Source organism: Pseudomonas sp. P5_A12, assembly GCF_056400685.1.
Genome location: NZ_JBFUKU010000006.1, coordinates 13,616 through 26,230, shown reverse-complemented (window position 1 = coordinate 26,230; position 12,615 = coordinate 13,616). Strand labels below are relative to the sequence as shown.

11 protein-coding genes are annotated in these 12,615 nt (G+C 58.8%); 8 read left to right on the top strand and 3 right to left on the bottom strand.

Annotated elements, in window-relative coordinates:
- Positions 1-94: 94 nt before the first annotated feature.
- A complete protein-coding gene (locus tag AC1DSG_RS01855; protein WP_477789324.1) occupies positions 95-778 on the bottom strand; it encodes a tellurite resistance TerB family protein in 684 nt (227 codons plus the stop codon).
- A 176-nt stretch (positions 779-954) separates the two neighbouring features.
- Here AC1DSG_RS01855 and AC1DSG_RS01850 point away from each other — a divergent pair, with 176 nt between their 5' ends.
- From AC1DSG_RS01850 to AC1DSG_RS01815, 8 genes are all read left to right on the top strand, one after another.
- Positions 955-1,869 carry a LysR family transcriptional regulator gene (locus AC1DSG_RS01850; RefSeq protein WP_008072897.1) on the top strand — a complete coding sequence of 305 codons (915 nt, stop codon included), beginning with the start codon at positions 955-957 and terminating at the stop codon, positions 1,867-1,869.
- A gap of 102 nt (positions 1,870-1,971) precedes the next feature.
- Positions 1,972-3,459 (top strand): gamma-aminobutyraldehyde dehydrogenase, encoded by a 1,488-nt coding sequence (locus AC1DSG_RS01845; protein WP_477789323.1) that lies wholly within the window; start codon positions 1,972-1,974, stop codon positions 3,457-3,459.
- A gap of 118 nt (positions 3,460-3,577) precedes the next feature.
- On the top strand, positions 3,578-4,729 hold the full coding sequence (gene ydcS, locus AC1DSG_RS01840) for a putative ABC transporter substrate-binding protein YdcS (RefSeq protein ID WP_477789322.1): 1,152 nt from the start codon (positions 3,578-3,580) through the stop codon (positions 4,727-4,729).
- Positions 4,730-4,920: 191 nt separating this feature from the next.
- Positions 4,921-5,958 (top strand): ABC transporter ATP-binding protein, encoded by a 1,038-nt coding sequence (locus AC1DSG_RS01835; protein ID WP_477789321.1) that lies wholly within the window; start codon positions 4,921-4,923, stop codon positions 5,956-5,958.
- Position 5,959: 1 nt separating this feature from the next.
- Positions 5,960-6,907 (top strand): ABC transporter permease, encoded by a 948-nt coding sequence (locus AC1DSG_RS01830; RefSeq protein ID WP_477789320.1) that lies wholly within the window; start codon positions 5,960-5,962, stop codon positions 6,905-6,907.
- Positions 6,897-7,706 (top strand): ABC transporter permease, encoded by an 810-nt coding sequence (locus AC1DSG_RS01825; RefSeq protein ID WP_477789319.1) that lies wholly within the window; start codon positions 6,897-6,899, stop codon positions 7,704-7,706. Before AC1DSG_RS01830 ends, AC1DSG_RS01825 begins: the two co-directional genes overlap by 11 nt.
- A gap of 174 nt (positions 7,707-7,880) precedes the next feature.
- Positions 7,881-9,305, top strand: coding sequence for a gamma-aminobutyraldehyde dehydrogenase (locus AC1DSG_RS01820; protein ID WP_477789318.1), 1,425 nt, complete (start codon positions 7,881-7,883; stop codon positions 9,303-9,305).
- A 268-nt stretch (positions 9,306-9,573) separates the two neighbouring features.
- The gene (locus tag AC1DSG_RS01815) at positions 9,574-11,058 is read left to right on the top strand and encodes an APC family permease (protein ID WP_477789317.1); all 1,485 of its coding nucleotides are present in this window, start codon (positions 9,574-9,576) and stop codon (positions 11,056-11,058) included.
- A gap of 110 nt (positions 11,059-11,168) precedes the next feature.
- Here the strand turns inward: AC1DSG_RS01815 and AC1DSG_RS01810 are convergent, their stop codons facing one another.
- Positions 11,169-11,726, bottom strand: coding sequence for a hypothetical protein (locus tag AC1DSG_RS01810; protein ID WP_477789316.1), 558 nt, complete (start codon positions 11,724-11,726; stop codon positions 11,169-11,171).
- A gap of 5 nt (positions 11,727-11,731) precedes the next feature.
- Positions 11,732-12,313, bottom strand: coding sequence for a ComF family protein (locus tag AC1DSG_RS01805; RefSeq protein ID WP_477789315.1), 582 nt, complete (start codon positions 12,311-12,313; stop codon positions 11,732-11,734).
- Positions 12,314-12,615 lie beyond the last annotated feature (302 nt).

Sequence of the window (12,615 nt, the reverse complement as noted above, 5' to 3'; positions counted from 1 at the left end):
GGGTATGGCTCAAATGCTGGGGAGTATAGCCGAGGGCGGTGTTTCATTTATAAGGCGGTGTGCGCCGTTTCTCACTCCAGGAGCGATTAATGACTTATATGGAAGCCTGACGCACCTGTTTCTCCAGTTCAGCCTTCAACCCCGGCTCCAGCCTCAACTGCCGCGCCAGTTCATCGAGGTAGGACTTCTCCATGAAGTTCTGCTCATCCACCAGCATCACGCTGGCGATGTACATTTCGGCGGCCATTTCCGGCGTGCTCGCGGCGCGGGCAACTTCCGCCGGGTCCAGTGGCTTGCTGAGCTCAGCATGTAACCATCGGTGCAATTGCTGATCATTGTCGAGCTTGATGAATTCACCTTCTATCAATGCACGCTCGCGTTCATCCACGTGGCCATCGGCTTTCGCTGCAGCGACCAATGCCTTGAGAATCGCCTGGCTGTGCAGTTCGGCTTGTGCCGCGGGTAAACGGTCAAGAGTTTGCGGTTCAGTCCTCGGCGCGGTGCCCTGCTGTGCCTGCCAGTTGCCATAGGCTTTGTAGGCAACCACCCCCAATGCCGCAAGGCCGCCGTAGAGGGCGACTTTGCCGCCGACGTTGCGCGCCTTTTTGCTACCCAACAACAGGCCCATGGCGCCCGCCGCCAACGCACCGCCGCTCGCGCCCGAGAGCAATCCACCCAAGCCACCGCCGGACGCCTTGTTCTGATGACCACCGGCCTTGTTCTTCAGCAGATCCTGACCGGACCTGAGCAGTTGATCGAGCAATCCACGGGTATTCATTTTTACCGCCTCCACCAAGGGTTAACCGGCCACCAGCCTAGATCGAAAATGCTTGGCTTCTCCCGACGAGAGTGCTTCCAGATGTTGCTCATCTCTTGTAACGCCCACGGGACCATCGATTAAAACGATATACACTCAAACGAATCTATAAAAACCGCCCACCGGGTACCTCCCCCATGATGACCCTGCGTCAGATTCGCCATTTCATCGCCGTGGCCGAGACAGGCTCGATTTCTGCCGCCGCGCAAACCGCGTTCATTTCCCAATCGACCCTGACCCTGGCGATCCAGCAACTGGAGCAGGAAATCGGCGTCGGCCTGTTTAATCGTCACGCCAAGGGCATGACGCTGACCCACCAGGGTCATCAATTCCTGCGCCAGGCGCACTTGATCCTGGCCACGGTGGACAACGCCAAGCGCAGCCTGCAACAGAGCACCGATCAGGTGGCTGGTCAGTTGATCATCGGCGTAACCAGCCTGGTCGCCGGTTACTACCTGGCGGACTTGCTCACCCGCTTCCAGCGCGCCTACCCCAATGTCGAGATCCGGGTGATGGAGGATGAACGTCCCTACATCGAGCATTTGCTGGTCAGCGGCGAGATCGATGTCGGCGTGCTGATCCTGTCCAACCTCGAAGACCGTCACGCACTGCAAACCGAAGTCCTGACGCATTCCCCCCATCGCTTGTGGCTGCCCGCCCAGCATCCGTTGCTGGAACACGACAGCATCAACCTCGCCGACGTGGCCCGTGAGCCGCTGATTCAATTGAACGTCGATGAAATGGACCGCAACGCCCAGCGCATGTGGTCCGCGGCGTCCCTGCAACCGCGCATCACCCTCCGAACGGCTTCAACCGAGGCGGTTCGAAGCCTGGTGGCCGCCGGTTTGGGCGTGTCGATCCAGCCCGACATGACGTATCGCCCGTGGTCACTTGAGGGCGACATCATCGAAGCTCGGCCCATCGCCGACCTGAGCCAGACCCTCGATGTTGGGCTGGCCTGGCGCCGTGGCACCGCGCGCCCGGCACTGGTGGATCCGTTCCTGACCGTCGCCCGCGAGCAACCCCACGGCGGACGCAAGCCATCTATTTAATCGAACGCAGCCTTCAGTATTTAGAATTTGTCGACCTTGAGCCCGCGCACTAGTCTTGATGCATCTATATAAGACGGCCGGGCCCCAGTCACAGGGAGCAGCATGGCCATACCAGAAAAGAGAACCCGCAAAATGGCTGGCGCGCAGACCCCGTTGTTTACCGCGTTATTGATCGATGGCGAATTGGTCGCAGGCCAGGGTTTTGTCGAACCGATCCTCAACCCCGCCACCGGGGAAGTGCTGACGCACATCGCCGAAGCCAGCACCGAGCAAGTCGAAGCCGCCATCCTCGCCGCCCACCGCGCCTTCGCCGGTTGGTCACGGACCACACCGCAGCAACGTTCAAGCCTGCTGCTGGACATCGCCAACGCCATCGAAAAACAAGCAGACCTCCTCGCCCGCCTCGAATCGCTGAACTGCGGCAAGCCATTACACCTGGCCCGTCAGGACGATTTAAGTGCGACGGTTGATGTGTTCCGTTTCTTCGCCGGCGCCGTGCGTTGCCAGACCGGCCAGCTCAGCGGCGAGTACCTGCCGGGCTACACCAGCATGGTTCGTCGCGACCCTATCGGGGTCGTCGCGTCGATCGCGCCGTGGAATTACCCGATCATGATGGCCGCATGGAAAATCGCCCCGGCCCTCGCCGCCGGCAACACGCTGGTGTTCAAGCCGTCCGAACACACACCGCTGTCGATCCTGGCCCTGGCCCCTGCGCTGGCCGAGATCCTGCCGCGCGGCGTGATCAACATCGTCTGCGGCGGCGGTGAAGGCGTCGGCAGCCATTTGGTCAGTCATCCAAAGGTGCGCATGGTGTCGTTGACCGGCGATATCGTCACCGGGCAAAAAATCCTCCAGGCCGCCGCCAAAACGTTGAAGCGCACCCACCTCGAACTCGGCGGTAAAGCCCCGGTGATCGTCTGCAACGATGCGGACATTCAGGCCGTGGTCGAAGGCGTGCGCACCTACGGTTATTACAACGCCGGTCAGGATTGCACCGCCGCGTGCCGGATTTATGCACAGGCCGGGATTCATGACCGCTTGGTGGCCGAACTCGGCGCGGCGGTCAGCAGCCTGCGCTTCGCTGGAAAACGCGATGCCGACAACGAGATCGGTCCGCTGATCAGCACCCGCCAGCGCGACCGCGTGGCCAGTTTCGTCGAACGCGCCCTCGGTCAGCCGCACATTGAACGGGTGACCGGCGCGGCAGTGCACTCCGGCGCCGGCTTCTATTACCAACCGACGTTGCTGGCCGGCTGCAAGCAAAGCGATGAGATCGTCCAGCGCGAAGTGTTCGGGCCGGTGGTCACCGTGACCCGTTTTGATGGACTCGAACAGGCGGTGGACTGGGCCAACGATTCCGAATACGGCCTCGCCTCGTCGGTCTGGACCCAGAATCTGGACAAGGCGATGCAGGTCGCGGCGCGCTTGCAGTACGGCTGCACCTGGATCAACAGCCATTTCATGCTGGTCAGCGAAATGCCCCATGGCGGCCTGAAGCGTTCGGGCTACGGCAAAGACTTATCCAGCGATTCGCTTCAAGACTACAGCGTGGTGCGGCACATCATGGCCCGGCACAGCCGGGAGCTTTGAGCGGCAAGCTTCAAGTTGCAAGCCAAAAGCAGATCGCTGTGTCTTGCAGCTTGAAGCTTGCCGCTTGCCGCTTGCAGCTACTCTTAACAAAAACCTAAAAAACAAAGAGGTGTGTCCCATGTTCGTGCACAAGACCGCACTGCTCAGTGCAATCACCACCGCGCTGCTGGCGAGTGCCAGTCTCCAGGCCGCCGAACCGCTGAAAGCGGTGGGTGCCGGCGAAGGTCAGCTGGATATCGTGGCTTGGCCCGGTTACATCGAACGTGGCGAAAGCGACAAGGCCTACGACTGGGTGACCGGTTTCGAGAAGGAAACCGGCTGCAAGGTCAATGTGAAAACCGCCGCCACCTCCGATGAAATGGTCAGCCTGATGGCCAAGGGTGGTTACGACCTGGTGACGGCGTCGGGCGATGCGTCGCTGCGGCTGATCGGCGGCAAGCGTGTGCAACCGATCAATACGGCGTTGATCCCGAACTTCAAAAATATCGACCCGCGCCTCAAAGATGCGCCGTGGTACGTGGTCAACAACCAGACCTATGGCACCCCGTATCAGTGGGGCCCGAACGTGTTGATGTACAACACCAATGTGTTCAAGACGGCGCCGACCAGTTGGGGCGTGGTGTTCAATGCGGAAAACCTGCCGGACGGCAAGCCGAACAAGGGACGCGTACAAGCGTATGACGGCCCGATCTACATCGCCGACGCGGCGCTCTACCTGAAAGCCACCCAGCCTGACTTGGGCATCAAAGACCCGTATCAACTGACCGAAGCCCAGTACAAAGCCGTGCTCGATCTGTTGCGCGCCCAGCAACCGTTGATTCATCGCTACTGGCATGACACCACTGTACAGATGAGCGACTTCAAAAACGAAGGCGTGGTCGCGTCCAGTGCCTGGCCATATCAGGTCAACGGCCTGATTAACGAAAAGCAACCGATCGCTTCGACCGTTCCGAAAGAAGGCGCCACCGGTTGGGCCGACACCACCATGCTGCACGCCGAGGCCAAGCACCCGAACTGCGCTTACAAGTGGATGGACTGGTCGCTGCAACCGAAAGTCCAGGGTGATGTGGCGGCGTGGTTTGGTTCATTGCCAGCAGTGCCGGCAGCGTGCACCGGCAGCGAATTGCTCGGCGCTGAAGGTTGCAAGACCAATGGCTTCGACCAGTTCGAGAAGATCGCTTTCTGGAAAACCCCACAGGCCGAAGGTGGCAAGTTCGTGCCGTACAGCCGCTGGACCCAGGACTACATCGCGATTATGGGCGGCCGTTAAGCCCTCTGTAGCAGCAGTCGAGGCACGAGGCTGCGTTGCGTGTCCGCAGGATCGCCCTCGGGGCCGCTGCGCAGCCCAACGCTGCCTCGTACCTCGGCAGCTGCTACAGGGTAGTCATCACGATTCAAATTTTTAGATGTCCAGGCAGGGCCGCCGTTGTGACGGCCCTCGTCTTTTTGGAGCACCGCACCATGACGCTTGCAGTCCAGTTCACCAACGTTTCCCGTTTGTTCGGCGAAGTGAAAGCCGTAGACCGGGTTTCCATCGACATCCAGGACGGCGAGTTTTTTTCCATGCTGGGCCCCTCCGGCTCGGGCAAAACCACTTGTTTGCGCCTGATCGCCGGTTTCGAACAACCGAGTGCAGGCTCGATCCGCATTCATGGCGAAGAAGCCGCCGGGCTGCCGCCGTATGAGCGTGACGTCAACACCGTGTTTCAGGACTACGCCCTGTTCCCGCACATGAACGTACTCGACAACGTCGCCTATGGTTTGAAAGTCAAAGGCGTTGGTAAAGCCGAACGCCAGAAACGCGCCGAAGAAGCCCTCGACATGGTCGCCCTCGGCGGTTACGGCGAGCGCAAACCGGTGCAACTGTCCGGCGGTCAGCGCCAGCGTGTGGCCCTGGCCCGCGCCTTGGTCAATCGCCCGCGCGTGTTGCTGCTCGACGAGCCGTTGGGCGCGCTCGACTTGAAGCTGCGCGAGCAAATGCAAAGCGAGCTGAAGAAGCTGCAACGCCAGCTCGGCATTACCTTCATCTTCGTCACCCACGACCAGACCGAAGCGCTGTCGATGTCTGACCGCGTGGCTGTGTTCAACAAGGGGCGCATCGAGCAGGTCGACACGCCGCGCAACCTCTACATGAAACCGGCGACCACATTTGTCGCGGAATTCGTCGGCACCTCCAATGTGATTCGCGGTGATCTGGCCAAGCAGCTGAGCGGCAATCCACAACCGTTTTCGATTCGGCCGGAACACGTGCGATTCGCCGAAGGTCCGCTGGCCAGTCACGAGATCGAAGTCAGCGGTTTGCTGCATGACATCCAGTACCAGGGCAGCGCCACGCGCTACGAGATGAAGCTGGAAAACGGCCAGACCCTGAACATCAGCCAGGCCAACAATCAATGGCTGGATATCAGCGCCAAGCACCAGACCGGGCAACGCATCAGCGCGCGCTGGGCACGGGAAGCGATGATCCCGCTGCACGACACCGTTGTCGGCGGGGTATGAGATGAACACCGTGGCTCTCCCTCAAACCCCGGCCAGCAGTTCGCCGTTGCGCAGGTTTTCCAACTTGCTGTATCGCCGGCCGAACCTGTACCTGTCGATGCTGCTGGTACCACCGCTGCTATGGTTCGGCGCGATCTACCTCGGCTCGTTGCTGGTGCTGCTGTGGCAAGGTTTCTACACCTTCGATGACTTCACCATGGCGGTCACGCCTGACCTGACCCTGGCCAACTTTGCTGCACTGTTCCAGCCGTCGAACTTCGACATCATCCTGCGCACCTTGAGCATGGCCGTGGTCGTGTCCATCGCCAGTGCCATCGTCGCGTTCCCGATTGCCTACTACATGGCGCGCTACACCACCGGCAAGACCAAGGCGTTTTTCTACATCGCGGTGATGATGCCGATGTGGGCCAGCTACATCGTCAAGGCGTATGCCTGGACCTTGCTGCTGGCCAAGGGCGGCGTCGCGCAGTGGTTCGTTCAGCACTTGGGACTGGAGCCGGTTTTGCAGTTTGTGCTGGGCATTCCGGGCGTGGGCGGCAGCACTTTGTCGACCTCACATCTGGGCCGTTTCATGGTGTTCGTCTACATCTGGCTGCCGTTCATGATCCTGCCGATTCAGGCATCGCTGGAACGTCTGCCGCCGTCCTTGTTGCAAGCCTCGGCCGACCTCGGTGCCAAGCCGCGCCAGACCTTTATGCAAGTGATTCTGCCGTTGTCGATTCCGGGCATCGCGGCGGGTTCGATCTTCACCTTTTCCCTGACTCTGGGCGACTTCATCGTGCCGCAACTGGTGGGCCCGCCGGGCTACTTCGTCGGCAGCATGGTGTACGCCCAGCAAGGTGCGATCGGCAACATGCCGATGGCCGCGGCCTTCACGCTGGTGCCGATTGTGTTGATCGCCTTCTACCTGACTATCGTCAAACGACTGGGGGCCTTCGATGCACTCTGACAAGGCTTCATTGGGTCTGAAAATCGCAGCCTGGGGCGGGTTGGTGTTTCTGCACTTCCCGATCCTGATCATTTTCCTGTACGCCTTCAACACCGAAGACGCGGCGTTCAGCTTTCCGCCCAAGGGATTCACCCTGAAGTGGATCGGTGTAGCGTTCTCGCGGCCGGACGTGCTGGAAGCGATCAAGCTCTCGCTGCAGATCGCCTCCGTTGCAACCTTGATTGCCATGGTCCTTGGCACGCTCGCCTCGGCGGCGCTGTACCGTCGGGACTTCTTCGGCAAGCAAGGCATCTCGTTGATGCTGATCCTGCCGATTGCGTTGCCGGGGATCATCACTGGGATCGCGTTGCTGGCGACCTTCAAGACATTGGGGGTCGAGCCGGGGATGTTCACCATCATCGTCGGCCACGCGACCTTCTGTGTGGTGATCGTCTACAACAACGTCATCGCCCGTTTGCGTCGCACCTCGCACAGTCTGATTGAAGCGTCCATGGACCTCGGCGCCGATGGCTGGCAGACCTTCCGCTACATCGTCCTGCCGAACCTCGGCTCGGCGTTGCTGGCCGGCGGCATGCTCGCGTTTGCCCTGTCGTTCGACGAAATCATCGTCACCACCTTCACCGCCGGCCATGAACGCACCCTGCCACTGTGGCTGCTCAACCAGCTCAGCCGCCCACGGGACGTGCCGGTGACCAACGTCGTGGCGATGCTGGTGATGATCGTGACCATGCTGCCGATCCTTGGCGCCTATTACCTGACCCGGGGTGGAGAGAGTGTGGCGGGTAGTGGCGGGAAATAACTGACAACCCTTTCTTACTGTGGAAATGGGCTTGTGTAGGAGCTGGCTTGCCAGCGAATGCGGTGGATCAGCCAACATCGTTGTTGAATATGTTGCCCCCTTCGCTGGCAAGCCAGCTCCTACAAGGAACCGGTTTCCACAGAGAACAACAACAGATCCGAAGAGGACAATGCCATGCAAACCAAACTCTTGATCAACGGCCAACTGATTGACGGCGAAGGCCCCGCCCAACCGGTGTTCAACCCGGCCCTCGGTAGCGTGTTGGTGGAAATCAACGAAGCCAGCGAAGCTCAGGTCGATGCCGCCGTACGTGCTGCCGATGCCGCCTTCGAAGGCTGGTCGCAAACCCCGCCGAAAGAACGCTCGCTGCTGCTGCTCAAACTCGCCGACGCCATCGAAGCCCATGGCGAAGAGCTGGCTAAACTGGAGTCGGACAACTGCGGCAAACCCTACAGCTCCGCGCTGAACGACGAGATCCCGGCGATTGCCGACGTGTTCCGTTTCTTCGCTGGCGCCAGCCGCTGCATGAGCGGTTCGGCGGGTGGTGAATACCTGCCCGGCCACACCTCGATGATCCGCCGCGACCCGGTCGGCGTGATCGCCTCCATCGCGCCGTGGAACTACCCGCTGATGATGGTCGCCTGGAAAATCGCCCCGGCCCTGGCCGCCGGTAATACCGTGGTGCTCAAGCCGTCGGAACAAACCCCGCTGACCGCCCTGCGCCTGGCGCAACTGGCTTCGGAAATCTTCCCGGCCGGTGTGCTTAACCTGGTGTTTGGCCGTGGTCCTAGCGTTGGCAGCCCATTGGTGACGCATCCGAAAGTACGCATGGTGTCGCTGACCGGATCGATTGCCACCGGTTCCAACATCATTTCCAGCACCGCCGACAGCGTCAAACGCATGCACATGGAACTGGGTGGCAAAGCCCCGGTGATCATCTTCGAGGATGCCGACATCGACGCCGCCGTAGAAGGCATTCGTACCTTCGGCTTCTACAACGCCGGCCAGGATTGCACCGCCGCGTGCCGCATCTATGCACAGGCCGGTATCTACGAAAAATTCGTCGAAAAACTCGGCGAAGCGGTCAGCAGCATCAAGTACGGCATGCAGGATGATCCGTCGACCGAACTGGGGCCGCTGATCACCGCGCAGCACCGCGACCGGGTGGCCGGGTTTGTCGAGCGCGCCATCGCGCAACCGCACATTCGCTTGGTCACCGGTGGCAAGGCCGTGGACGGCAATGGTTACTTCTTCGAGCCGACTGTATTGGCCGACGCTCAGCAAGATGACGAAATCGTTCGCCGCGAGGTGTTCGGGCCGGTGGTTTCCGTCACGAAGTTCACCGACGAAGCGCAGGTGCTGGGCTGGGCCAACGACTCGGACTACGGCTTGGCGTCGTCGGTCTGGACCTCGGACGTCGGTCGCGCGCATCGCCTGTCCGCGCGGCTGCATTACGGCTGCACGTGGGTGAATACGCACTTCATGCTCGTCAGCGAAATGCCGCACGGCGGTCAGAAATTGTCCGGCTACGGCAAAGACATGTCGATGTACGGGCTGGAGGACTACACCGTCGTTCGGCATGTGATGTTCAAGCATTAAAAGCTTCGCTGGCAAGCCAGCTCCTACAGGATTGATGTCGTTCGCATGATTGGGGCACGCCACAAAACCTGTAGGAGCCGGGCTTGTCGGATCGCCGCACCGCCGCGAATGTGTCACCTCGGTTTCAAGGTCGAAACCGGCACTTAGCACCACCCAGGTTCCACCCCAAAGAAAACAAAACAATAACCACCGATCCTGGCAGCGCCTTCACGGCCCCGCCACGGTTTCGGACATCCGAAATCTGCCGATTTTCCGGAGCTGACACACTATGAGTACAACACCCGAACTCGCTGCAGCCGTCGCCGACAGCGACACCGAGCAGTTACGCAAGCTGGGTTACACGTCGAACTTCAATCGCAGCATGAGTCTGTGGGAAAACTTCGCCCTGGGCTTCACCTATCTCTCCCCGGTCGTAGGGGTTTATACCCTCTTCGGCCTGTGCCTCGCCGCAGGCGGGCCACCTATGTTCTGGGCTTATTTGTTGGTCGGTTGCGGCCAGTTGCTGGTGTGCCTGATCTTCGGTGAAGTGGTTTCGCAATTTCCGATTTCCGGTGGCGTCTACCCGTGGGCCCGCCGCTTGGTGGGTAAACGCTGGGCGTGGATGGTCGGCTGGATCTACTCCATCGCCTTGTGCGTGACCATCGCGGCTGTTGCCGTCGGCGCCGGCCCGTACCTGGCCGCCATGATGGGCTTCGAACCGAGCGGCAACACCAACATCATCATCGCCCTGTTCCTGACGCTGTTCGCCACCCTGGTCAACCTCAGCGGCACCAAGATGCTGGCGCGCATCGCCATGTTCGGCTTCCTGTGTGAATTGATCGGCGCGGTGATCGTCGGCGTTTACCTGCTGGTCTTCGAGCGTCACCAACCGCTCAGCGTGTTGTTCAACACCTTCGACATCAGCATAGACGGCTCGTACCTGCCAGCCTTCCTCACGGCTTCGCTGGCGGGGATGTTCCTGTACTACGGCTTCGAGGCCTGCGGCGATGTGGCCGAAGAAACCCCGAACCCGAGCAAGAAAATCCCGGTAGCCATGCGCATGACCATCTACATCGGCGGCGTCGCAGCGATGTTCGCCTGCCTGGCGCTGATCCTCGCGGTGCCGGACATGCAAGCCGTGATCAACGGCACCGACAAGGACCCGGTCACCACCATCCTCAACAACGCCTTCGGCCCGGTCGGTTCGAAAGTGGTGATGGGCGTGGTCATGATTTCCTTCATCTCCTGCGTCATCAGCCTGCAAGCGGCGGCGAGTCGTCTGCTGTATTCCTACGCGCGTGACGAAATGGTCATCGGCAGTTCACTGCTGAAGAAGATCTCGCCAACCACTCAGGTGCCGGTTGCTGCGCTGTTCGTGTCGGGCATCCTGCCGGCGCTGATCATCATCCTCGGCTTCTTCCTGCAAGACGCCGTCGCAACCATCGTCAGCTTCGCGGCGATCGGCATCTACCTGGCCTTCCAGATGATCGTCCTCGGGGCACTTTATGCACGGATGAAAGGCTGGAAACCGAGCGGCAAATTCACCCTCGGTGCATGGGGCTGGCTGGTGAACATCGGCGCGCTGGTCTACGGTGTCGGCGCAATCATCAACATGGCCTGGCCACGTACGCCGGATGCGGCGTGGTACATCAACTACGCCATGGTGTTGAGCACTGCGATCGTGATTGGTTTGGGGTTGTTGTACATGTGGATTGCCAAGCCGTATGACCATGGCACGGCGCCTGCAGGGGATGCGTGTAAGGTTAGTCGGTAAAGGTTTTTTGCCCACTCGACATCGTTAGTGGTGCCGACGCTGAAATATCCCCTTTCTCACACTCCAGGAGAAAGGGGGTTAGTGACAGCTATTGACTGAAGAGAAAACCATCAAAGCAACAGCTCTGTTTGATCGTGCTTCAGCAAAGAAATGCGATCGAAAAGCTTGATTTTCTCATCTGCCTTTTGTCTAGCGTAATCTGACATAAACGCAACAAGTTCCTCAAGCTGACTCACATCCCCTACCACCTTAAATGCTTTTTCCTTATTAACGAAAACGAGCGATTTTTTCTTTCTAGACAACAGCTCAATAACGTTACTCAATGTTCCAGTACTTTTGGCATCCCATATCATCAGGCCGTAATCCGCGGCTTCGGCCATGACAACATCCTTCGCCGTAAAAAAAGCTCGCGACCCTTTGGAGTGCTTGGTTTCCACCGTTCTAGCTGGCCATTCTCCAAGATTATTTCGCGGCACCACGCCACTGCAATAAATAGTAGTTTTAGATCGAGACAGGCTTAACAGATACTCTTGAATAGATGTATCGGCTCCGCCTGCGTCGCCAACCACGACATCAAACTCTGAATCAACAATATTATTGATACGCTCTTTAACCTTCGGATCAAGGTGCTTGATATTAATAGAGCCCGCAATAAATACAGTTGTCATCTATCTCATTTCCAAGTTAATGCCGTGACGTAAATTTTTCCCACTTTTGGATATTTGCGTAAAGCAGCACAGGCAGCATCCATTGAAGCCCCACTGTCAAACAAATCATCAACGACCAAAACGTTCCAACAGCCTGTATTGGTAATTTCATCATTCACACTGAAGCTAGCTCCAATAGCAGCAATTTTTTCAGCCTTGGAATGCAAATCTTTAAGTGAGTGTCCCGTAGCGGCCTTTCGGAGTAAATCTGAGAATACAGGCTTTCCTAATATTCGTCCTAACTCCACGGCAACCTCAGTAACGGGTTGTCGTACACGTACATTCGAAGCCGGCATAGGGACTACGAACCCTACTTGAGCAAGCTTAGGTAAAACATTCGTAGCTACGGCTTGTGCAAGAGGGCTCACCTGACTCCAATCCTTCTGGTATTTGAGCTGATAGGTGGCCTGTCCTACCTCGGTACGGTGGTTATCGAAGCGTGGATTTCCGTGCTCATCTTCCCCAAGAAAGGTACTACTTATCATGTGCTTGTCCAGCACCCATCCCAGGTCCCAAGGACCATTTATCTGTTTGAGGGATACTTTCAAGGCATTCTCCATTTTTAAGCCTGTCCGTTAAGCACCGAAATTTCCTTGGCGCTTTTTGACCATAGGCAATGAAAAACAGAGATTCCAGTCGAACGCCGCGTGGCGCTGACTCTCATGCAAAAACAGGAAATTCCTACAGATCGAACCTTCCGGTCAAAGCACCAATTCCTACAACATGCGGCGTCAGAACAGACTTGGCGACGCGAGCGCCTGAACGATAGGCTTCACCTCGTTGCCGCCAAGTCAGCGACCCGGGGTCGAAACCGGTACATCATCAACATGGCGCAACCGCGCTCCTCCGA